Origin of the sequence: Pseudomonas sp. Q1 (genome assembly GCF_009935975.1) — a bacterium.
GTDB classification, from domain to species: domain Bacteria; phylum Pseudomonadota; class Gammaproteobacteria; order Pseudomonadales; family Pseudomonadaceae; genus Aquipseudomonas; species Aquipseudomonas palleroniana.
Window position 1 is genome coordinate 245,647 of sequence record NZ_QODI01000004.1, and the last position, 22,078, is coordinate 267,724.

19 protein-coding genes are annotated in these 22,078 nt (G+C 49.9%); 6 read left to right on the forward strand and 13 right to left on the reverse strand.

All coding sequences use genetic code 11. The features are described from left to right. Positions 1–145 precede the first annotated feature (145 nt). The 3 genes from DK870_RS08495 (at position 146) to DK870_RS08505 (ending at position 3,269) form a co-directional block, all read left to right on the forward strand. Positions 146–916 (forward strand): S24 family peptidase, encoded by a 771-nt coding sequence (locus tag DK870_RS08495; protein ID WP_081087018.1) that lies wholly within the window; start codon positions 146–148, stop codon positions 914–916. 369 nt (positions 917–1,285) lie between these two features. Then, positions 1,286–2,500, forward strand: coding sequence for an integrase arm-type DNA-binding domain-containing protein (locus DK870_RS08500; RefSeq protein ID WP_161548437.1), 1,215 nt, complete (start codon positions 1,286–1,288; stop codon positions 2,498–2,500). A 58-nt stretch (positions 2,501–2,558) separates the two neighbouring features. After that, positions 2,559–3,269, forward strand: a complete 711-nt coding sequence (locus DK870_RS08505; RefSeq protein ID WP_161548438.1) for a hypothetical protein — start codon at positions 2,559–2,561, stop codon at positions 3,267–3,269. 51 nt (positions 3,270–3,320) lie between these two features. Here DK870_RS08505 and DK870_RS08510 read toward each other — a convergent pair whose 3' ends face one another. Together DK870_RS08510 and DK870_RS08515 are read right to left on the reverse strand one after the other, a co-directional pair. Continuing rightward, positions 3,321–4,412, reverse strand: coding sequence for an inovirus-type Gp2 protein (locus tag DK870_RS08510; protein ID WP_161548439.1), 1,092 nt, complete (start codon positions 4,410–4,412; stop codon positions 3,321–3,323). 223 nt (positions 4,413–4,635) lie between these two features. Further along, the gene (locus DK870_RS08515) at positions 4,636–4,854 is read right to left on the reverse strand and encodes an AlpA family transcriptional regulator (protein WP_161548440.1); all 219 of its coding nucleotides are present in this window, start codon (positions 4,852–4,854) and stop codon (positions 4,636–4,638) included. 815 nt (positions 4,855–5,669) lie between these two features. Between DK870_RS08515 and DK870_RS08520 the strand changes: the two genes are divergently transcribed. Further along, a complete protein-coding gene (locus DK870_RS08520) occupies positions 5,670–6,638 on the forward strand; it encodes a DUF932 domain-containing protein (RefSeq protein ID WP_161548441.1) in 969 nt (322 codons plus the stop codon). Positions 6,639–7,108: 470 nt separating this feature from the next. Here the strand turns inward: DK870_RS08520 and DK870_RS08525 are convergent, their stop codons facing one another. The 3 genes from DK870_RS08525 to DK870_RS08535 all read right to left on the reverse strand — a co-directional run bounded on the left by DK870_RS08525 (position 7,109) and on the right by DK870_RS08535 (position 10,134). Further along, the gene (locus DK870_RS08525) at positions 7,109–8,251 is read right to left on the reverse strand and encodes a hypothetical protein (protein WP_161548442.1); all 1,143 of its coding nucleotides are present in this window, start codon (positions 8,249–8,251) and stop codon (positions 7,109–7,111) included. Further along, complete coding sequence (locus DK870_RS08530) at positions 8,251–9,522, reverse strand: hypothetical protein (protein ID WP_161548443.1); 1,272 nt, start codon at positions 9,520–9,522, stop codon at positions 8,251–8,253. The genes DK870_RS08525 and DK870_RS08530 overlap by 1 nt, the downstream gene beginning before the upstream one ends. Before the next feature lie 264 nt (positions 9,523–9,786). After that, positions 9,787–10,134: a helix-turn-helix domain-containing protein gene (locus DK870_RS08535; RefSeq protein ID WP_161548444.1), complete on the reverse strand. Its 348-nt coding sequence runs from the start codon at positions 10,132–10,134 to the stop codon at positions 9,787–9,789. A 299-nt stretch (positions 10,135–10,433) separates the two neighbouring features. Between DK870_RS08535 and DK870_RS08540 the strand changes: the two genes are divergently transcribed. Further along, positions 10,434–11,066: a hypothetical protein gene (locus tag DK870_RS08540; RefSeq protein WP_161548445.1), complete on the forward strand. Its 633-nt coding sequence runs from the start codon at positions 10,434–10,436 to the stop codon at positions 11,064–11,066. Between the two features lie 123 nt (positions 11,067–11,189). Here DK870_RS08540 and DK870_RS08545 read toward each other — a convergent pair whose 3' ends face one another. After that, positions 11,190–11,990, reverse strand: coding sequence for an HNH endonuclease (locus DK870_RS08545; RefSeq protein ID WP_161548446.1), 801 nt, complete (start codon positions 11,988–11,990; stop codon positions 11,190–11,192). Between the two features lie 320 nt (positions 11,991–12,310). On the opposite strand from DK870_RS08545, the gene DK870_RS08550 reads away from it, so the two are divergent. Continuing rightward, positions 12,311–13,165, forward strand: a complete 855-nt coding sequence (locus DK870_RS08550; RefSeq protein ID WP_161548447.1) for a hypothetical protein — start codon at positions 12,311–12,313, stop codon at positions 13,163–13,165. On the opposite strand, the gene DK870_RS08555 is transcribed toward DK870_RS08550, so the two are convergent. From DK870_RS08555 to DK870_RS08585, 7 genes are all read right to left on the reverse strand, one after another. Continuing rightward, a complete protein-coding gene (locus DK870_RS08555; protein ID WP_161548448.1) occupies positions 13,166–14,506 on the reverse strand; it encodes a DNA cytosine methyltransferase in 1,341 nt (446 codons plus the stop codon). A 14-nt stretch (positions 14,507–14,520) separates the two neighbouring features. Continuing rightward, positions 14,521–14,964, reverse strand: coding sequence for a very short patch repair endonuclease (locus tag DK870_RS08560; RefSeq protein ID WP_161548449.1), 444 nt, complete (start codon positions 14,962–14,964; stop codon positions 14,521–14,523). Between the two features lie 36 nt (positions 14,965–15,000). Beyond that, positions 15,001–15,123 carry a transposase domain-containing protein gene (locus tag DK870_RS08565; RefSeq protein WP_372241667.1) on the reverse strand — a complete coding sequence of 41 codons (123 nt, stop codon included), beginning with the start codon at positions 15,121–15,123 and terminating at the stop codon, positions 15,001–15,003. Between the two features lie 28 nt (positions 15,124–15,151). Next, the gene (locus tag DK870_RS08570) at positions 15,152–18,259 is read right to left on the reverse strand and encodes an AAA family ATPase (RefSeq protein ID WP_161548450.1); all 3,108 of its coding nucleotides are present in this window, start codon (positions 18,257–18,259) and stop codon (positions 15,152–15,154) included. Continuing rightward, on the reverse strand, positions 18,260–20,017 hold the full coding sequence (locus DK870_RS08575; protein WP_161548451.1) for a hypothetical protein: 1,758 nt from the start codon (positions 20,015–20,017) through the stop codon (positions 18,260–18,262). Between the two features lie 281 nt (positions 20,018–20,298). Further along, positions 20,299–21,402 (reverse strand): endonuclease NucS domain-containing protein, encoded by a 1,104-nt coding sequence (locus tag DK870_RS08580; RefSeq protein WP_161548452.1) that lies wholly within the window; start codon positions 21,400–21,402, stop codon positions 20,299–20,301. A 245-nt stretch (positions 21,403–21,647) separates the two neighbouring features. Then, a complete protein-coding gene (locus DK870_RS08585; RefSeq protein WP_060755230.1) occupies positions 21,648–21,866 on the reverse strand; it encodes a hypothetical protein in 219 nt (72 codons plus the stop codon). Positions 21,867–22,078: the final 212 nt, after the last annotated feature.

The following is a 22,078-nucleotide window of genomic DNA, read 5'->3' on the forward strand; positions in this document are numbered from 1 at the left end:
TAAACACCAAGTTCAACTAACAACTAACCCTGTTTAATACCTTGGAACTATAGAAAAATCCGGCTACAACCCAGTAAAAGCCTACAGGCGCAATTCAACGCATAGTTTATTTGATTAGTTTTTACGGCCAGTAAACTCTGCGTTTATGAATACATCAGGTGATCGTTTAAAAGCGCTATTACGGGAAGTTCATCTTTCCGCCTCCGACTTCGCCAAGAACCGCGGCGTCACGCCTCAACACGTGAACAACTGGTTCAAGCGCGGCGTCCCCATGGGCCGACTCAACGAGATCGCAGAGCTGTTATGCGTCTCCAGCCGGTGGCTGAACACCGGCCTGGGCCCCAAACATCCACCGGCCAACTTCCTGTTGGACGGCCCCACTGCAAGGACTGCACTCACCCGCGAAGATAGCGGCAAATACCTCACAGGCCCGGCCTGCCCTGCGGAAAAACTCGACGTGGAGATCCCCCTCCACCCCACATTCACCTCCACCGAACGCATCCGCGTCTCCCGGCACACCCTCGACCTCCTCACAGTAAACCCTGACCGCGCCTGTGGCGCCTACATGGTCGACAACAGCATGATCGAGATCATCCAACAAGGCGCCACCCTCGCCGTCGACCGTGGCCGCACCCAAATCATCGACGGCGAAATCTACGCCGTCGAACACGACGGCATGCTACGCATCAAATACCTCTACAACCGCCCCGGCGGCGGCCTGCGCATGCGCAGCCACAACGCCGCCGAACACCCCGACGAATACCTCACCTACGAACAACGCTTCGAACAGAACTTTGAGATCGTGGGCTGGGTATTCTGGTGGTCCACCCTCAACAACCGCCGCCCACCCGTGCCTCTGGATGACCAGCTTTTGGGCTGGGAAGGCTCTAAATCGGAACCGGAGGTGGGCAATTGAGGTGAATGTGGGTATCATGCGCGGCACATTGGGCAGGGGAGGCTTTCAACCACACACCCTGCCAGGCGAAGCGGAGGAGTTCCCGCGGATGCCCCTACTATTCAGCCAGACGCGATGTTGGCTGAGCGATTTGAAGGCTGCTGAGGTTTGTCAAAAACAAGCTGAGGCAGTCCCCGAGAAGCCGGCCACAAGCCGGCTTTTTAATTGTCCGAAATAATCCTATCCCATCCAAGAATCTTCCTGATAGCTTAGCTATTCCGGGGCTTTCAGGCATTCCCTTGTCCGATGGTGTTCAACGCCATTTGACCTCATCCAACGATGAAGTGGGGGGACAGGTGGGGGGACAAAAGGGACGACAGGGGAAATCTAATGGCTAAGCTGAATCCGAAACAAGTCGAAAACCTGACCGAACCTGGCACCTATGAAGATGGTGATGGCCTACGGTTGGAAGTCAAACCTAGCGGAAGTAAATCCTGGACACTTCGCTTCCAACTGGCAGGTCGCCGTAGAGAGATGGGCTTGGGCTCATTTCCTGAGGTGAGCCTCAAGAAGGCCAGGCAAGATGCCAGTGCTAAACGCAGCCAACTGAGTGATGGCATCGATCCCTTGGCAGCCAGAGACATAGAGCGAGCAGCTCAACGGGAAGCCCAGCGTGCAAGCGAAGCCAAGCAACTGAAGTTCGAGACGCTCGCAACGGAATACCGTGATGCTCATGGCGCCGCGTGGTCGGAGAAGTGGCGTAAAGGTTGGCTGCGGAAGCTGGAGCTGTATGCGTTTGATCACATAGGCAAGCTGTCAGCCGAAGACATCGGTACTCCCGAAGTGCTCAAGGTGTTACAACCCATTTGGGCAACCAAGACCAGAACCGCTGACGAGGTACGCGGCCAGATTGAGCAAGTTCTGGATGCAGCCAAAGCACGCAACCTCCGACAGGGTGAGAACCCTGCTCGCTGGCGCGGGCACTTAGACAACCTGCTGAGCCGTTCTGAAAAGAGGAAGGCTCGGAAGCGTGAGCACTTTGAAGCCTTGCGCTGGCAGGAAGTACCTGAGTTGATGTTAAAGCTCAGGACAAACTCGACACCTCCGTCTCAGGCCGCTCAACTGTTGATCATGACCAGCGCACGCGCCCACATGGTCAGGTTCGCTCGCTGGGACGAGTTTGATCTAAAAGCTGGGACTTGGTCGCTGCCAGGTGAGCGAATGAAGATGCGGGTAGCTTTCGTAATTCCGCTTGCCGAGGAAGTCGTAAAGCTGGTGAAGAGCATTCCACGAGATGAGGGAAGCGCCTTTCTATTTCCAGGCCAGGGCAAGACAGGAGTCATGCACGCAAACGCAGTACGGACGCTCCTGCATGGCATGGGGTACGAACACATCACCCGACACGGCTTTCGATCCTCATTTAGAGACTGGGCCGGTGAATGCACTCACTACCCACGGGAGGTTTGCGAGATGGCTCTGGCGCATGATGAACGTGACCAAACTGAAGGGGCGTACTCTCGCTCAGATTTTCTAGACAAACGCAGAGCATTGATGACCGACTGGGCAAGCTTTATGGGAAGCAAAACCAGCGCCACAGCGGAATAACAACTTTAGCAAACAGCAATTAAAACTAACTATGCGGTCAAAAAAACCAGGACTTTAGATGCCTACCATTGACAAAAAAGTAGCCGCGCCGAAGCCTAAAAAGAATGAAACAACGGGGCTAGGCGTAACTGAAGAGTTTTATCAAGCACTAGCCCACCGAACTCCACGAGACGCAATTGAAAAGAATTTCCAGTTACTTGATGAGAGTACCAAGCTCATCGACAAGAAAACCAAATTCCACCGACTCAAAAAAGAAATAGAAAATGACATAAGAATAAATCCCGAGTTCACCAACAAGATCGAAGTTCTTTGGGTAAAACATACGTTAGGGCTCGCGAGAAATCCTTATGAGTACTTTTATTACGCCTCGCTTACGCTGACCATAATGGCGACCCTAGCTGTGGAAGAGGGAGAAACGGAAAAGGCTTGGTCTTACGTTGCCGAGGCCTTATTTCTAAGCGGGACACTCTCAGAAAAAGAGATGGCTACAATCCGACAAGAAAAAAATCAATCAAAGAAAACAAGCAACTCAACTGGCGGAATAAAAGCAGCTAAACGTTATGACGCTGTAAAGCTGCTAATCAAGAAACTCTTAACGGCCAAACGATCAACGAGCAACTGGATTACAGCAACAGATGCCGTTAATTCCATCATGAAAGAGCTTCAATCAAATAAAGAGTTCATCCTTTCAGGGGACAATGCTGGAAAAACCATAAGAAAGTGGATTATCCATGATGATATATTCAAAGAGTTTGGATTTAAATCTTGATCTTCACCTCATAAAAAACAACTCAAGCCAGTGCTAGGCTTGAGTTGTTTTTTATGAGGATTGAACCAGTGACCTGGGCCTTCCCATCTTCTTAGCTGGTATTTTAGGCGCTAATCCCTTACCGAGTGCTCGAGATTTTCCCGGGAGAACCATTCGCAAATAATAGTCGGGCTTCGTTAAGTAAGAGGCAGCCAGCATTAAGTTTTCGCGCTTTTTTTGATCATGATGTTCTACAATTCCTATTCCGCAGTCTCTATAAAGATATTTCTTGCTATTACAATTAAAGTAAACACCATCACCGTTTGTAACCTCGCTGACCCAGATCTCTCCTGCCCGCTTGGCCCACATGACATCTTCCTGGACCTGAGAACCGTCGAAAAACAACATCAAATGGTAGTGATAAAATTTATCCAGGCCATACTCTAATTTCCAAACAAAGCCGACCATCTTATCTTTTGCCAACTTATTTAAAGCCTTAAAAAACTCCACTCTATCTTTACTTACATTCCTGTGCTCAACTTCTTTTTCGACGTCTATATCTGCTAGCGTCCTACTGTATCCGAGATCAAGACGAACAACCATAAGCCGCGAATAAACTGAGAACATCCCGTTTATATATCTTTTAACCTCAATAAAATTCTTATCCGCAACACGACGGAAATTTCTTAATTTAGCCTTAAATCTCTCCACCTTACCTAAGCGCCTAAGCTCTTCAATAGCTGTATTTAGGGTAGCCACAGACAAGGTAAGGTTTGGTACAAGCTTACCCCTTAGCTCCCAAGCCAAGTTATTAAGCTCAAGCTTGTAGGCAACATCAAAGAAGATAGAAACATACGGATTAAATTCATAGTACGGGAAATTCCTGGACACCAACTTAAGTTCAGCCTGTAGAAGATTAATGAACTTAACTCCGAGCTCACTCATCTTCAATCTATGACCACCGGACCGACCAATCGGCACCACATAAAACAAAGGACTCTTAGTCGATATTATTTTTTTCAACACTTTTTCTATAGTGCAAATATAATCTGCAACATGCCACTCATCACCTAGCACACGAACAGCTAATTCTCCCCCACCCGCATTACACCCCGCCGTCTTATAACAAGATGCAAATAGTGCCATTTCATTTTCTGAGTACATGGCCAACTCCACTCCTTCCGACTGCTATCAAGATTAGCTTTATAAACGTATTTCTTTTATTCATATTAACAATAACAAATGAACCAGAACTCGCCTGAAGGCTTATGCCTATAGCGGTGGCGCTTTGACTGGGAAATTGTTAGTAAATACTAATAGCTAAAAAATTTATAACTTAAAGAGTTAGTGCCAAAGCCCACCTCCTCGATCAACTCGATTTACGGTGTCAACAGCTAGGGCGATTGCCTATCCATTCGTTCAGCGAGGATTCGATCCAACCTACGGCAGAGATTCCTATTTTCACGGGCTTAGGGAATGAAGCATCGTAGCGAGGAGAGCGATTGTTGAGCCGATCATAAATGGTTGAACGTGAGAGCCCCAAACGCTCGCGGACCTGTGTGAGCCTCAAAATTCTGGCGGTTGGTGGGATATCTGAACTCATCATTTGCCTACCTTCGTATCGTTGCGGAGAGAAAACTCTACCGGCACATCAACAGGCGTGGTTGTGCTCTTCTCGAATTAAAAAAATACACGATTTGGGCCATTGGAAATGAGACACGAAGCCATCATCACGAGGCAGCAAATCCTTGCCCCCTAACTCCCCCCTCCCCACCACCGGCCAACGAGGTCGATGGCTTCAGATCTGGCCCAGCGTTGCTCAAAACCCATCTTGCAATGCTAGAGCTCGGTTGTTGCCCAGAACCGATCCAAGCAACAACGCAAAAAATCTCAGCCACACATCATGAACAGGAGAGTCCAAGTTTTTGGGCATCCTCGTCGGCAACCAACCTGCAAAGAGCAGGCCTTTCAAGACCTATTTGTCCATTCAACAGGAGCACAGGCATGCCACTCAGTTGCCCATCATGCAGTCCAAATCCAAGAGCTTCGAACACACCCTCTCGGAAAATTTTCTCAATTATTTCACTGGTTGGTGCCACGTTGCAGGCTATCGCTGACGGAAAGGACGTGAAATCTAAGCTGAGCAGAAACAGCTCACTCACCGGGTTCGCTGGATCTTTCCTTCACGCACTTTCGAGGGAAGCTGCCAGCTTTACCAACGCAAATAACAGCGTTCAAAACACGCTATCTCCCGGTGCCTGCCAAAGCTGCTTGAACCTCGCCAGACACCGTTAAATCCGGGCTGGGCCCTAAGTCTCACCAGCCCCATAACGTTTCCACCTCCCGTTAAAAAATACGCCACCGTCACCCCTATGAGTCTGTATGGAGGATGAGCTGTGGCAATAACTTTAAGGACATTGCATGACACATCTTATCGAACACATGGCGTACAGCGGTGCAGCACCTTGGCACGGCTTGGGCTCCAGTCTTTCGCCGAAGCAACCTCTGGAGATATGGCAGCGAGAAGCCGGGATGAGCTGGCAGATCGAGGAAAGCCCCGTACATTTCAAAGCCGATGCCGTCGGACACCTGAGCACGATTCACTCCTTTTCAGAACAGAAAGTCCTTTACCGTTCCGACACAAAATCTCCGTTGTCGGTGGTTTCTAGTCGTTATCAAGTGGTCCAGCCTGGCGAAGTGCTGGAGTTCTACCGAGATCTCACTGAGGTATCAGGGTATGAGTTGGAAACGGCAGGTGTATTGAAAGGAGGCCGCAAATTCTGGGCTCTCGCCAGAACGGGCCAAGCGACCACACTCAAAGGAAACGATCAGGTGAACGGCTATTTGCTGCTGGCAACCTCTTGTGACGGCACACTAGCAACCACGGCAACGCCCACCAGCATTCGTGTGGTTTGCAACAACACACTGGCGGTTGCATTGGATGGAGCCACACACGCCATCAAGGTCCCACACAGCACACGTTTTGTTCCACAGACAGTGAAGAAACAATTGGGCATCGCCGTCTCGCAATGGGACGAATTCATGTACCGAATGAACATGCTCGCCGCACGCAAAGTACAGTGGCATGAGGCTATGGGCTTTTTCATGGAAGTACTGTGCGACACCGGCTCTGGGGACCCCATTCCCAAAGTGCTGCCAAATAAACGAGCGATGGAAAAGGTGCAAAGCCTGTACGAAGGAAAGGGCCGAGGGGCGGATCTGGAATCCGCCCGAGGCACCGCATGGGGTCTGTTGAACGCAGTGACTGAATACGTTGATCACGAACGCAGGGCCAGGACCTCGGAGTACCGGGTAGATTCAGCCTGGTTCGGTCAGGGTGCGACAATCAAACAACGCGCCCTCGACTCAGCTCTTCGATTGGTAGCCTGACGCAGCTTTCCACCACAACTGCTTGAGCGGTCGCCGCTCAAGCAGCTTTATGCCTGAAGGAACTCGCAATGAATTTAATACGTTTTATCAGCCAACTTTTTCTGTTCATCGGAATACTGGCGAGCTGTGTCTTGGCCGTTTTGCTTGTGTTCACCTTGGCGCGCTTTTGGCCATTGCTAATTGCCGTACTCCTGACTTGTTTAATATTTGAGATGGTAACAGCATATACAGGAGGAAAAACATCTACAATCTAACAATGAAAAGCTGAAAACTCTCAAAGTCTAGCAACCTGCACACTCCTCCCCTTTGCCGGGTTTATAATTCCAAAACCTGAAGGTCATCGCAAAAAACTCCACAACATACAACACTCCCCCAAAATCACCGCAAAAAAATTAGATCACTGGATACAACTGACACACAAAAAATTAAGGGGCGCCACACCAACTAACCGGCACGACGCCACTTTCAACTCAGTTATCCTGAAACAACTTAGCCTGCTTACTCTTAAGGCTGGTTTCTGGAACGGGCGAAACCGCAGATTTGATATCCTCAGGGCTCCAAGCCTGAGCAAACCTAGCACGATCTATTCCTGCATAATCGAGTAATGCGCCAAGCATCGACTTTGTTGAATTTGTTAAGTGATCAAACGATAGAAGATTAACACTATAAGCTTCCATCTCTAGCTCCCGCCCCGTCAGGAAAAGCATATCTGCCTTTAACAGTTTTATCGCTTGATCAGCAATTATTTCAGCTGGAATTTGATCCAAATCACGTTTCAAGCCATTTTCAACTGCGGTGGCTGTGATCTTACCTGCCGGCGCATACTTCTCAACTAGAGCTAACGCCAATCTTAAACTTTGCTGCCCTCTATCACTACTAAGAGCACCATATCGAACAGCTCTTAATATTAACTCTCGTTTTTCTTCAAGTGGACGAAATGCAGCCCCAACGCTTACAAAATCCAAACTCTCACAAACTATCGAAGCGGCAAGGTATGCAAGTCGACCAGCAGCCCGAGCTGCTAGCGAGTTGGGGTGATAGCTGACTACGGCCGAGGCGAGCCGGCTAAAGCTTTCTAACGCACGCACTGCCGAGGGCGCACCAAAGCCTTCAGAAAGCGAAGATAAAATATCATCGCGCGCGTCTTGTAGCACCTTCGACCGAAACTCCTTGTCAACGACCTGCAACTCTTCAACTAATTGCTCGTCTCCTATTCGCTCTGGATAAAGAACACTTTGGCTAGCGAGCATCCGTTGAATGTCTGCGCCATCAATAAGTTGTAGATCTAGTTTTTCCGCAACTGCTCGAAGGTTTTTTCTCTTGTCCGTTGTTGCAACATAGGCCCCATCAATATCCAGAGCCTTTGCCAACCCACTAGTCCAAAATATACGCTCTACGGCTTTTGGTCGTTGCTTATATTTGATATCGCATATTTGCACCCTTCTAGCTGTTCCGGTTGGGCGCTCGTAAAGCCATAAGTCTACGTCTGTCAGATCCTCATCGGCAAATCGAAACGGAACGCCTCGTATTACAAAAAAACCAGCTCTCAAGAAGTAAGCCCGAAGTAGCTCTTCAAGAACTGCGCCTTTACTTGTTTGCTGTTTGCTATTCATTAAAATGCCCGCCCGCCTCGAACGGCTTCAAGAATATCTCTAGTAGTACGCTTACTTAAAGTTGATTGACGTTTTCTTAATGACGTCCGACTTGCTTCAGGCCCTATATATCCTGACATTGGCGCACTAGGTAGCTCTGTCAGAGACTGCGCATAAGCATTACCTTGAGTAAGAACCTGTAGCGCCAACTCTCCCACTTCTTTTTTTAGTAGCCTCATATAGAAACGGTTCGAGTAGTTTGGATGGGCACGAAGCTTCACAACTCGACTAATTTCGAGGACGCGATAATCTTGCCCAATTGCCGTAGCCGGCCCGATCTCTGCTCCACTTATAAGCTTACCAAGTAACGCCGGCAAAGCATTTATTCGACCTTGAGATGCCGCTCGATCATTCATGCCATAACTTAATGCTGCCACAAGCGATTTTGCCATATCAAAGCAGTCATCGATCATCGGGTCAACAAACTTGTGAAAAGCTGATGGCGAGGTAATATAAACGTGACTACCTTGTTCATTAGTAACCTGATTAAGATCGAAAAGCCCAGCAGCAACCAGCTTTTCAAAAAGCTGCTTAGAAAGCTTCTTTTCAACATAAGGAAGAGTGAGACAGCCAGTCTTCGACAGTTCTTCACCCACCTCTTGAAACAGCAAGCGCTCGATATCTGTTAGGGAAGATAGCACCTTTTGAGTCTTTAATATTGAGTCTCGACGAAACAGATTACCATTAAATAAAAGCTTATCCTCACCGTCTCCCTCTCTGTCAATAAATCCAATATCCTCAGCTCGATTCAGAAAGTCGACTACCTGAAGCTTAGTTAACTCATGTTCATCGCCGAGCTCTTCTGAGATATCTGCTCTACGTACTGGCTCAACCGAGGTCATCTCTGCCAAGGTCAGTGAAGCTAGCTCATAGGAACTTGGCTCCGCGTCATGAAAAATATCTGCGGCATGGCCCAATGATGCTCTCGTGTTAACACCAAATATGGTGATATTTTCCCCTTCTTGCCCTATAAGTCTCTTCTTCTCAAGAACTTGTAACAGTCCAGAAAGCTCGTGGCGTGGGTTTAACCCGGACGCTACCGCAATTGCGCGCACCTCATTTTTGGATATCTTGTCGTTATCCGATTGCCCTAGCTTGGTTAACAATGTTGCAGCTTTAGCTGCCTCATCCAATGCTGGAAACTCCGCACAACCATTTGAATCAAGGACCAATTTACGCCCGTGATGGATTATCCAAGCGCCTTTAGTTTCTTTAATATTTACACCAGACATCGTAAATCATCCTAGTTGATCAACGTTCTGGGAGACCCTTTTCGTACCTGACAGGCCTTTAATGTCCCCCTCCCCAGAACCAGTTATATCAGATTCGCCTGAGCGAGGGATGCGGTGATTGCAACAGGTGGATTCTGCGCATCTGCCTTCAGCCTGAGGCTGATTCCGCCAGCCACCTTACCGGCCTGGCGCTCCTCTGAACCGAGATAGCGCGAAGCCTCACGCATAGCAGGTACCGATACGGGAGGGTATTTCGACAATTTGTCACTTGTGCTTTAGGTGTTCGACCAATTGCTCAACCATATTCATGATAAGCAGCCGCTCAGAGTGATCCAGGCCACTTATCAAATCGGCCATTCGACTGGCCTGATCGGTTGAGCGAGTACTGGTTTCAGTCAGTAACTCTGCCGTCTCGCAGCCGAAAATCGAAGCTAGCTGCATTAATCGAGCAATAGTCGGCATGACGATACCGCGCTCGGTACGCGACACAACGTCAAAGCTCACCCCCAGCTTTTCTGCCACCTCATTTTGAGTTAGCCCACGGCGCTTGCGCTGCCTGGCAATCGCTCGCCCAACAACCGCAGCCATTTGTTTCTCTTCGCTGCCCAACATACCGCCCTCCAATTGGAGCGGAATGGTTGGGCATTAGCCGACCCACAGGAATAGCGTTTTATGTCGAGTGTAGGCACAATACGCCGTGTTACAGCTATTTATGCTGGGTCAATGAGGCTGCAATGCAGGAACGACAAAAAGCAGATGGCACACGAACGCATCGCAACCAATAGCGACGGTCGCCATTTCTGCATCTGAATACATTCTTAAGCGAAATACCCAAAAAATTTCTGCCTTCGCCGCGAAGCAGACACAGATAACTCAATGGTTTCGTACCTATCATCGTGAAGGTAACCGTCATGAAATTCTCGCTATTTTCCCTACTACCACTCCTACTGATACTTGGCACCGCTGCCCAGGCTAATGACGATGTCACAGGCTGTTCTCTAATTCGAATAGACCAGTATTACGGCCTTAAAGAATGGGACTGTCGTGTTCCCAACAGCCCCGTCCGAATCAGTAACGTCTATACAGACCAGCATGGTCAGCAACGTGTAGAAAGTATAAGCAGCCAACAAAATGCGATGTGTGACGATCAAGGAGTCTGCTCGAATAGCGGCAACTTCGCAGGTAACGCGCCAGCGGGCAGTTACCACTACACATTCGGGTGGTACTTGGGTACGGATACGAAAGGCAACCCTGCGTCTTACAAAAACGGGGTAGGGCCTGGATTTGGTGGAAAATACTTGAACCCTACGGCCCAGTCTGCGACTGCCAAATCAACAAAGTCCCTACCTGAAGTGGTCTGTATGCCGACGGCCAGTTTTAATTGTTCGATAGATGGTAAAGAAATAGAAGATGAAGAACTTCCTAAATACTTACCAAAAGTGAAAGAGCAGGAAGTAAAAAAAGCCGGAGGCAACTGCCAGAGCACGCCACTGTGCTATGACAAGAACATGACTCTTTTGGGACTGAATGAAAAGTTTTTCTAGGCAAAAACACTTCACCCACAGCATCAAAATATTTAGAAACTCACTAGTAGTGGATGACTTACGAAGAAGTCATCCACTATTAAAATCAAAGAACCAAAAAAACTCAAAAACCACATATGAATTCTAGTCAGCTAAATCAGCACCATAACTATTCAAATAAACCTTCACTCGATTCCACTCGCTATAATACAAATAAATCGCAGACGCCAATTCCCCAAAAAAAACCAACTCCTCTGCGGTCCCTTCATGGCTAGTATCAACAATTCGCTCACCGCGATATACGATACTAAACTCAGGATATTTACTAATGATTTTTAACAGCCGTATCAGTTCAGCTTGGCGCCTGTGAAAGTCAGGAAAAAAGCACCAATGCTCATTGTCATTATTCCAAGAGTACCCAACATTCCCTCTAGCAATCTGAAATACCCTAGACACTATCTCCTCAGAAACAAGAAATTTATCGCCTCTCGACCTATAAAAAACCATATCCTGAAAAGCAACTATTATTAAAATCTGGTGTTCCAAGAAGCTTTTGGCTCGCCTCAACTCATCCCTAAGATCCAAGCCTGGATACGACAATGCAGGTCTACCTAGCTGGTACCCGTAGTCCTCCATGGCCTTCTGCTTCCACCCAATCAGCAAATCTACCGGATATAGCGCAGTATTTTGATCTACACGGCGATGGCAGTTTCGACACAACCATATTCCATTTCCAAAATCATGACGCTCCGAATCAGATTGATTAGGATCATACCTCGGACCTCTAGCTCCTTTAATGTGTGCTGCCTCACCGATATCTATTTTTTTCCCCGTCTGAATGTCAAATTTTGCGGTACGAACTCTACAGTGAGGGGCAGAACAAAGATCCCCAACAGAATCCATCAGCTTTTTTCTTATTAACTCTGGAAAACGAACTCCATTCATTTTCAAAACCTTTCCATACAGAAACATCTGCGATAATTAATTCAAGCAGAAATCATACTAAAATCACTTCACAATCAAAATAACGAAATCTCAAAATAAAAACAATCTCACTTAACAGCCACCTGATTCGGAGCTGCTAAGTACGATCACAGCCGAGCGAGTTTTTTCACTGGCACTCGCATCAATTGGCAGGCCGCGCGCCTGGTTATCCCTAAGCTCGACGGTATGCAAATCGGCGCAAGCTTGGTTCGGTAAATGCCCCTCCATCACCTTTCTTGTTACCATCTGTAAGATCATAAATTTCAGATGGAGTCTGGTGAATGGCCGTTAGCGAAAAAACAATAATCATCGAGCGGATATTCGATACGCTTTACGATGAGAAGACCAAGACGTTTTCACGCACGCTGGTTAGCGCAGCAGATGTCCAAGACGCGAAGCGCTACTGTGCAGAGCACCACGGCATCAAAATGAAGCTGGACGGCAACCCGTTTAATTTCATGAAGGACATAGTCAGAGGAAAAAGCGCATCGAAAATTTGGCCTCAGCGCCTGAAGGACTTAGAGATAGGTGGAGTCCAGAGGACTGGTGATGGCGCCATTTTCGAATTTGTTCACGGAATGGCCGGAGCCTTGGACAGCCTTGATGAAGACTTTCTCCCTTCTGACTCGACACCTAGCTTTCCTGTGCAAAGCCTCAGCTTACCCCTTGCGTCGAAAGCGCTGGGGCGTACAGATGAGTCATGGCTACTTCAGGTGGCAGTAAACCTTCGAATTATAGAAAGTCACTTTGCTAACGCGACGAACAGCCAGATTGAAGCGCTGGAGCTCACCCATCTTCAAATGGATATCAAACTGAGGAAAGTCCAGATAGATGCTTTGTTTCGAGCACTCCATGCGACACCTGATGGTAGCCAGTCAGATGTGCTCATTACAGTTGAAGCCAAACAAGGTAATCAGCGCATTTTAACCGAACAAATTGGCCGTCAAGTCATAGCTGCTTTCGAATCAACTGATACTGAACTGGTAATCCCCGTCGCAATTGCAGCGATCAAAAATAAGGGGATTTACGTGGTCGAGTTTGCAGCAGTGACCAGGGATACGTTGGGTCAGTTTAGCGTCCCGACATTCCATCGAGACGCTATGTTCGTACTTCAGCCGAAGGTAAAGGGCATTTAACTAAGCGGGCTGAGTGGCTGACTGTCTAGGTTTTGGCGTTCCCTTGCGATCTCGCTGCTTGATCGGAACATTAATCTCGAAATGGCGAGAAGCCTGCCCCATGTCCATGGAAAGCAGTCGCTCATCCCCCATCAAAATGGCGCCGGTAGGACTGGATGGTTCCCAGCCAATGGCGTCAATGATGCTTGCTGCGACTGCTCGAGCCAGTGGCGGAGGAACAGCGTTCCCGACCTGTCTCGCCCCATGCCATTTCGTTACATGCGTACGAAACCAGTCTGGAAAACCATGTAGACGAAGCATTTCGCGCACAGTGATGCAGCGCGGGTACTTATAGTGGATGGGTCTAGGGCTGGTGAATGCACCCCGAGCAGAATCAGTGCCCGCACGAAGCGTGTTAGACACCCCATTAGCGTGCAGCTTAAAGAATCGAGAGGTAGGCTCTACTTGGCCCATCTCCGTTGACGCAAATCGAGCACGAGATATTTCAGAGTGATTCGTGCGAAGGCTGCTTGTTAGTAGTTCTTTGTTCCATTTTCTTTTGTAGCCGTAGTAGGTCGACTCGGCAACCATGTCGCGAAGAATTCTGGCATAGGCACTCGGACGTCCCCACTTGACGGCTGTCGAATCATTTTCGATCAACGCCTCGTAATCTTCTGCATCAGGAATATCTCCCAGAGCATCTTGGCAAGACGGTCCCTCTGGCAGCTGCGCATCGAGTAGCAGAGAAGATCTAGGCGACCTAGTTGTCGGCTCCGGGTACTCAGGAAGTTTTAGTCCACGCTTTGCCCCAATCAGAATCAAGCGCTCTCGTTCCTGAGGTACGCCATAGTTCGCTGCGTTTAGCACTCTCCAAGGCAGAACGTCATAGCCGTTGCTCTGAAACTCCTCTATGAGCTCTGCAAGAAACTGCTTGTGGCGGCCAACCGTAATGCCTTTAACATTTTCAAAAACAAAGTATGAGGATTCCAAGCCTACGACAATGCGTACAAAGTCTTTGACCAGCGAGTTACGCGGATCATCAAGGGCGCGCTGCCCCATTAAGCTAAAGCCTTGGCACGGGGCGCCACCGAAAACGATATCCACATTTCGGAGGCCAATGTTCGCAGTGTCACGAATATCCTCAGCCGTTAACGAGGATACCGATTGAGGTATCACCACACAGTTGGGGAAATTATAAGAATGCACGGCTGCATGGATTGGGTCGATCTCAACGGCAGCTACCACGTCAAAGCCCGCCTGTTCGAAGCCCAGGGACATTCCACCGGCCCCGGCAAAGAGATCTATTCCAATTGGTCGTGTCATCTGCATTCCTCCCTCGGCGAGAAAAATCATCGCCTTCATACGAGGCGTGGAATTTACGCGATTCCGGGACAGATGTCGATCGGTTTTTTTCTGGGCCCAAGAAACGCCGACAGACGACACCCTAAAAGATGAAGGTCTTTAAGCTCGCATTGCCATACGGTCAGAACGTCCCATCCCTTGAGACCAAGGGCTTCCTCGGCTTCACGGTCCCGTTGGCGATTACGATCAATTTTAGGGCCCCAGTACTCAAGACGGCTTTTGGGTAGTCGCCCCTTCGGGCACCCATGTCCGTGCCAAAAGCAACCATGAACAAAGATGACCTTTCTTTTTTTTACAAAAACAATATCTGGTTTTCCAGGTAAATCCTTCCGGTGCAACCTGTACCGATATCCCAAAGCGTAGAGAACTCTTCGTACGGCCATTTCCGGCCCGGTGTTAGCGGTTCCGACGGATTGCATGATTTTGCGACGCTGCTCTACAGAGCGGGGGTCAACCATTCGTCCTCCAGGCCTTGCAGTAAGCGTCTGCCCTGCTCACCTGCCTATGTCACCAAGGCATATACCGATGCGCAGTAGCGGATCAATCTTACTGGCATGTTGTATCGGCAGTCGCGTCAGCACATCGTCGAAATAGGCATACGGGTTATTCCCACTCATGCGCGCAATGGATCAGGCTGAATCGCCCCTAACCAGCAGCCATCCCACGCTCTAGCTGAATGCTCCGAAACGATTCACCTAGAAAGCTAAATTTCCGAGCAAAGAGCGACGCGATTCGAGTATCTGCTGTAGCAAAGAAAATCTGTCGATTGGAGTTCACAGCCAAATCGCGTAGGTAGTCGAGGAAGGACAGTGCGTTCAAATCGTCGATATGTGCGATAGGGTCGTCAATCAGAAGGACTGGAGGTGCCTTGGTCGCGTTGCGGTTCATCGACAAGAATACAGATAGCGCGAAGGCTGCACGCTGCCCGGTGCTTATTTGCTCAAGCGTACGTATCTCGTGCGAGGTACATGTCTGAAGGAGTGCCTCTCCCTTACCAACATACTCGTACTCGTGTGGAGCATGAATACGACTGAAAATTTCATTAATCTGCGAGCTGATGGCACCCAACGACTCTTGCGTTGCATGCTCAAGAGAGCACTCATTGCGGAGCAGTTCCAAAGTTTCTTTGGCGACCAGATAGTTTTCCGCCTTTTCAGAACCTCGTTTCAGCTGCTGGTTTAATTGCTCAACGCGCTCAACAAGTATGGAAATATTGCTTGATGCCATGCTTTCAATTTTGACGGCCTCAATCGCCTCAGAATGGGTTCGAATGGCGCCAACGACGCCCATACTTAACTCAGCGATAAGCTTGCTGCCGTCTATATCCATAAGGCCTTGCAAAGCATCAATTCGGCTCTGAATCGATTCGATTTCACCTTGCATAATAACGAGAGACTCTATACCAGCGTCGTGTTGAGCGCGGGTCTTCCAACCTCCGACACAGACAGCCTTACTGAGATCAGAAAGCTGTTTTTCTACGTGATTGTGCCCCTCGAAATTCTGAGTTTGAATTTTCCGGGTTGCAGCAGCAGCTTCGCGAAACGTGATTCGTGCTTCATCGATAGCCGCCGTATCGAACTCTGATTCGGGCGAGAGCAGAAAAGAGGTTACAGCGCTCCGAAGGTCATCGTGCTCGCTGATCGTTAATTCGGAATTGGCGAGTTGCTTCCAGTCCATTCTGGCGGCGGTAAGTTCTTGTTCAGCACTCGCCAACTCAAATTTTAACTTTACCAGTCGAGCGGGAACCTCAGCGCAGAGAACATCTGGTGCTAGGTCAAAGGCGTTTGCCATTCGCTGCAGCAGCTCGAAGAAGCGGACCTTCTCTTGAAAAGAATCGAGTTTTTCCTGAGCTTCGGCAAGTTTAGAAGTAACCTCTGTGAGCTCGTTTGTCTCTTCTAGTGTGTGGGTAATTTGATCGACGAGAACGGCCAATTCCTGAGGCAAATATTTGGCCCGGCAAATGGGACATTCATCTTCCGGATGGCCTGCGTCGAACGATGCAGCAGCAGCGGCTCGTAGTTGGCGTGCAGCTTGCGCTCGTGCAGATGCTGCCTTTCCAAAACTGTCAGACAGATTCTCCAAATCGATCACTTGATCACTGCTGTCCCGAACATCCAAGTTTGCGCCGCGAATTGCGGACTCCAGCGATACGGCTGCATATCCTTGAGGTACCTCAGGTATATCGCTAGTCGCGAACAGCCCAAGCCTGCGCTGTGCGATTTCGACCGCTGCTTTGGCCTTCGTGCCGCGAGCATAGGCGACGGCGAAGCCACTATTCACGTAAGTTAACCAACGGTCTAGGGTTTCAGACGCATTTTCGCTTACCGTTACCTCATCAACCAGCCGACTTATTTTTTGCGTGTATCGTTTTCGCTCAGCTTCGAGCGGAAGGGCTTTGGCAAGTGCCTGGTTGAGCTCTGTTCTACGCACCGAAATTGCATGTATAGACACTGCGGCTGAATCTGCCGCAAGTACAGATTGTAGATGGCCGAGCGCCTCCGAGAGGCCCTTTGCTTCTTCCTCAGTAGCTAGGGGCGCTGTAACTCTTGGAGCTTTCCAACTAAGCCCATCCAAGGCGACGCGGAACGCATCTGTGAGAGTTTTGCCGTTAGAGGGGCGACTCTGGGCATCCTCAAGCTCCTTCTGAGCAATCTCGAGCATCTGCCGACTCTCGTCGACTCGAATAATTGAACGCTCGTGGGCGGTTTCGACCTCAGGCGAAATCTTGCCGAGATAGTCCCAAATCATTGAGGCGTCCGCACCGACGAGTAAGCGGCTCAAATCACTTGGTATTTCTGATGGCTCTAATTCTGTTGAGATTCTGAAGGCCGCATCTGTATCGAGAAAGTTGTATCGAGTGAACGCACTCAGAATCGACTTCGCAAATCGCTCATCCCGATTATACCAACTGAAACAGCGCGCCCTGATTCGTCCAGCGTCCGTGGAGGCTAACAGCGGCTCAATGCTGCCGACCAGAGAACCGGAGATTATCGGAGTGATTGCATTCCCCTGCCTACGGTTGTACCCACAGTAGAAGTACTCGATAGCTTCAAGCAGAGATGTCTTGCCGGTGCCGTTGGCCCCAACAATGAGAGTTACCTGGCCAAATGTGTACGATTTCCCATCGTGGACTGGACGGAACCGATCAATGGCAATAGATGTAAGCCACTTCTGAGCAAGCGCCGCGTCTGATGGATTTAGCGTCAGGGTCTTGTCTGCAACGGGCACGCGTTTGGCTGAGCGAGTGCCGATGCGCTCAACGACGTCCCTTCGTGTAGGCCGATCAAGCAATTCATCCAAATCAGCAGCGGCGAGGCGCTTCTCCCATTCACTAACGACGTTGAAGTCCTTGCCAGCGTTGTTTGGTATGAAATGCTGAGACGCGCCAAGCAACTCTTCAAGCTCTTCTTCAGAGACGACACGCTTGCGTGCGTACTCTTTGTCCGACTCAATCGTCGCCTTCGCTTTTTCAAAACCGCCATCGCGTAGCGATTTCGGGCCGGCAACGATGTAAAGGTACTTGTTCCATCGCAAGTCGCCAGGCGTGCCGAAGAAGTCGTCGCCGAGGACTCGCTCCTGAAAGTCATAAAGTTCGCGAGCACGACCGACCACATTATCGGCAAGGTCCACATAGGCAATGGCGTAGCACCTGCCTTCGTGGCGGCGCTCGCCTCGTACGACCGTGTCATCGATGTTCTTTACATCACCGAGCAGTGCGAAGACTTTCTCTCGAACCGACTGAAGTTCCAACATTTAGTCCCCCTCCACAATGGAGGTGGCACTGCCGCCTCCATGGGTGATGTCAGTGAGCTTGGAAATTGGTGCGAACTCGGCTTGCCCATCTATCGTGTGATAGCAGACCGCGATGCGGTGCTTGTGGTCATTGTTGTTCTCACGGCGCAGCAACTCAAATGCAGCGTCACCTACGTTTTTAATGGTCTCGGAGCTCGGATCCATCCCTAAATAAGCGACCAAGGCTGGCTGTTTCCCATCTTTGAAGACGTTCACGTGCGGCAAGTCTGGCCGCCACATGATTTGAGCTCCACCACCACCTAGGTCGTGAATCTGAGGAGGTAGCTTCTTCGTGGCCAAGATTTTGTTGAGAGCCGCAACTTTTTTGATGCTGTTTTCGCGTGCACTGCGCGCTGCCTCATCGCGGTCCAGAGCGAGCGTCACGCGTCGCACAACTTCGTCCTCCCCCAGTTTGCACGCATCAAGGTCGGCAGCCTTGAACCAAGTTTCCTTGCATTTCGAGAGGCCGCATGAAAGCGCAATAGCACGCTCCACCTGAAGTCGGCTATTCACCGTTGTCAGGCTTGAAAAAGCCGACGCAACATCAGACGAAAGTGCGAAGAGATCTGACAGGCCCGGATCGGGGTTTTCTGCGTTCGGTACCCAGACTTGCTGATCATCCTGCCAGGTGTACCGAACATCCATCTTAGGTCCGAGATGGTTGTCGTGGACTCGGAGACCGAGGTGAACAACCTTAGCAACCGTCAATTCAAACGCAGCTGCACCGAAGTGAAAGTGGAGCACGTGCCGCTGGTTAACGTGGCGCGAGAAATAAAGACCACACTTTTCATTATTCTCAACCTCATCGTCGTTCGATGAACAACGATGTTCCGAGATGTACCAAGCGGACCCGCTCTCGTTCTTCCATGCCTCGCTTTTGCCGCCGGGCTCATCAACTTGGACCATGTTTTCTGCCCAATTCAGGCAGACGATGTCGCAGTTGTTTAGGTCCTTATTTTTGCTGAACGTATCGACGCGATAGCGCATGTAGCCGGTGTGCTTAGGCTTCGGGTTCAGCTGAATGTGTAGCAGCGTTGCGTTACGCGAAAGTTTCCTGCGTACAGCTTCGTCGGGGGATACATTAAAGGCGTCGGAGCAGATGATGGTTGCGAGTGAGAGCTCTTCATCCGTACCCTTGAATTGATAGATGACGTTACCGCAGCGAAGGTTTTTGTTTTCGAAGAAGTGCAGATCCCTCGAAGAAATCGTCTTGAACTGCAAGATAATCACGCGCCGGTCTTTTCCCTCGGCGTCATTCGTAACGAAGCAGTACGCGACAGGATCGTAATAGACACCCTGAATGGCCGCCGCTGTATCTTCCTCGAAGATCACATCGCAGTGCCCAGCACAGTCGACCTTAAACTTCTCGACCTGTACGGGCGTCATGCTTTCACACCCCAGAACCCAAAGGGCTCCGACGGCAGGGAAAGTAGCGCCTTGAGCACACTTCAGCAGAGTCGCTATGGGAAGGTAGTACTCCGGGGTTACAACGAGATGGTGTCCCTTCGCTGTGGCAAGCTCTAGGAACTTCGTCGCCTGCTTGTCGGCGAACTCGAGGTCGAGCGGACCGATGCGGGAATTATCGGCTAATATTGGACCGGCAGGCTGGAGTAAAAGCGCGCGATAGGACTGGTCGTTCGGGTTCAGCGCATCAAGCGATGGATTTCTGAGTGAGCGAGCTTGGAGCACGTCTTTCACGTCACAGATGGAAATAGTCACAACGCCTCCCTGCAGCGGCTATCGCCTGCTTCTTTTGCCGACCGCATCGTAGCAGCTTGTTATTAAATGAGAGAAGAGAAGGCAACCACCAGTCAACTTTTAGCGACGTGGATGCGTCGATCACCTGACTACGCAGCACGCAAATGGGGGGATAAGTGGGGGGACAGAATAAAATCTCTCTGCAAAACCCAGTAAAACCTAGGAAAATATCAAAAATAACGCCGCCCACAAGCCGGCTTTTTAATGCGTGCTGAACCGCATTTTCAGCCCCGTACGCATCGCTACAACATACTCGCAACAATCTCATCAAAATCAGCAAACCTCTCCTTCAACCGCTCAATCGTCCACCGCCACTTCTGTGTCCTTGGCCTGCAAATCGTATTCTGATTACCAAACATCCCAGTCTCCCGCACAGCTTGGCTCACAGGCACCGTATCCAACCACTCAACCGACACAAAGTAATCACACCGTTCCGGGTCATCCACAAACTCAGCGTGATAATTTGCACGCTTGGCAACCTCCAGCACAGGGCGCTCCTCACCGTTCACTGTTACGGTGAATTCGTCTGCGGGGGTCGACTTTCCACGCACCCTTCCAACGCCAACATAACCCTGCTGCGGAATGTTCACCCACACACGATCACCTGGCGAAAGCAACTGCAACGTTCTGCTATACCAAGCGCCGCCGCCACCTGAAATAAAGCCAAACTCCCTGGCATCCTCCCATGAGCGAGAAGCCGAATCTCCAAACGAGCAATAGAACTCACCGTTCCAAGGCTCGTTATGCCCCTCGCTCACCGATACCGCATTCACTTGAGTCTGAACGGGATCGAGTAGCCAGGACCGACTCAACAGCTGCTGCTCGCCCATTTGGAAAATTTGAAAGCACAGCACGTTGATCGGAATATCTCGTTTGCTGAGGTATTCAACAATCCGCTCGCTGCTGGCGTCTAACTCCGTCGCAACGATGACCAATTGATGGCTTTGATTTAGTTCGTCATCGTCTAAAACTCGTCCGAAACGAGTTAAAAAGTCAGCGTACAGGGTATTTCCTGGCCGGAATCGCTCGTAAATCGCACCTATCTCATTAGGCTGTAAACCTTGAACCCACGCAGCATAATCGAGTGTCTGAGCAACAACGTCCCGAGGGGTACGGTCGCGTTTGAGTTCAACCAGCACAAGGTTGCCATCGGGGGCTATCGCCAGCAGGTCAATGCGCCCACCTGAGCTAGTTTTTTCTTGCTTGCCTATCAGCATCCACTCCTCTGAGAGAATGCCAGGTGAGTTGAGGATCATGTCCTCAAGCAGCTGCTCACTGACCAACCGACTTACAGGGAGCTTGTTCGGCGCAACACCGACGGTCCAAACATCCGTTTTTATGGGCAAGTGGCACATCCTTGATGAGGTGGAATTTCGGGACTCTAACACCGTTGCACGTCATTCTGGCGAGATGCGAAATTGGGCAGCAGGCTGGTGCTCAAATTCGATGGGATATTGATATGTCGCCAATAGCGACATGAAGGAAAAACGTGTCGAAAAAAACGGTAAATGACGACATAGGCACGAGACTAAAACATGCTGGCCGGGACGGCATTTGACCAGCATATTGCTGACCAAATACCTATGTCACGTCACCTCGGCTGCAAACACTCCACCGCCCGATCCGCCACCATCTTCGCCATTTCCACCAACCTCTGCGGCGCACCCAGCGGCTCTCCGAGCCCCTGCGACGTCACCACCGCGCACTGCAGCAACTCCGCAACCCGCACCCAGGCGTCCTCAAAGCTCAGTTCTTCATTTACGACAAATGGCTTGGTGACCGACGACGAATCAGAAACAACGTTACCCATAGCAAATCTCCAATCGATAATTTGGAGCTGCCACTTCCTGCGACTAAACAAAAGGCGGCAGCTGTACGCAGGTTAGTCGACCGGTCGATTGGGCCCGGCGCACCCGGAGGTGCCCTGCGCACAGCCACCATAAGGTGCAGGCGAAGGGGTGCCTGACTCATGAGTTGCTAATGCGCCAATCGAATCCGGGCGACTAAACCCGGTCACTGAAT

Excerpts from the sequence above, each read along its gene's own strand:
- DK870_RS08495 (WP_081087018.1), top strand. The coding sequence starts at position 146 with ATGAATACATCAGGTGATCGTTTAAAAGCGCTATTACGGGAAGTTCAT.
- DK870_RS08585 (WP_060755230.1), bottom strand. The coding sequence starts at position 21,866 with ATGGGTAACGTTGTTTCTGATTCGTCGTCGGTCACCAAGCCATTTGTC.
- DK870_RS08500 (WP_161548437.1), top strand. The coding sequence starts at position 1,286 with ATGGCTAAGCTGAATCCGAAACAAGTCGAAAACCTGACCGAACCTGGC.
- DK870_RS08540 (WP_161548445.1), top strand. The coding sequence starts at position 10,434 with ATGAAATTCTCGCTATTTTCCCTACTACCACTCCTACTGATACTTGGC.
- DK870_RS08520 (WP_161548441.1), top strand. The coding sequence starts at position 5,670 with ATGACACATCTTATCGAACACATGGCGTACAGCGGTGCAGCACCTTGG.
- DK870_RS08555 (WP_161548448.1), bottom strand. The coding sequence starts at position 14,506 with ATGAAGGCGATGATTTTTCTCGCCGAGGGAGGAATGCAGATGACACGA.
- DK870_RS08510 (WP_161548439.1), bottom strand. The coding sequence starts at position 4,412 with ATGTACTCAGAAAATGAAATGGCACTATTTGCATCTTGTTATAAGACG.
- DK870_RS08530 (WP_161548443.1), bottom strand. The coding sequence starts at position 9,522 with ATGTCTGGTGTAAATATTAAAGAAACTAAAGGCGCTTGGATAATCCAT.
- DK870_RS08565 (WP_372241667.1), bottom strand. The coding sequence starts at position 15,123 with ATGAGTGGGAATAACCCGTATGCCTATTTCGACGATGTGCTGACGCGA.
- DK870_RS08515 (WP_161548440.1), bottom strand. The coding sequence starts at position 4,854 with ATGATGAGTTCAGATATCCCACCAACCGCCAGAATTTTGAGGCTCACA.
- DK870_RS08505 (WP_161548438.1), top strand. The coding sequence starts at position 2,559 with ATGCCTACCATTGACAAAAAAGTAGCCGCGCCGAAGCCTAAAAAGAAT.
- DK870_RS08560 (WP_161548449.1), bottom strand. The coding sequence starts at position 14,964 with ATGGTTGACCCCCGCTCTGTAGAGCAGCGTCGCAAAATCATGCAATCC.
- DK870_RS08550 (WP_161548447.1), top strand. The coding sequence starts at position 12,311 with ATGGCCGTTAGCGAAAAAACAATAATCATCGAGCGGATATTCGATACG.
- DK870_RS08545 (WP_161548446.1), bottom strand. The coding sequence starts at position 11,990 with ATGAATGGAGTTCGTTTTCCAGAGTTAATAAGAAAAAAGCTGATGGAT.
- DK870_RS08525 (WP_161548442.1), bottom strand. The coding sequence starts at position 8,251 with ATGAATAGCAAACAGCAAACAAGTAAAGGCGCAGTTCTTGAAGAGCTA.
- DK870_RS08535 (WP_161548444.1), bottom strand. The coding sequence starts at position 10,134 with ATGTTGGGCAGCGAAGAGAAACAAATGGCTGCGGTTGTTGGGCGAGCG.
- DK870_RS08570 (WP_161548450.1), bottom strand. The coding sequence starts at position 18,259 with ATGTTGGAACTTCAGTCGGTTCGAGAGAAAGTCTTCGCACTGCTCGGT.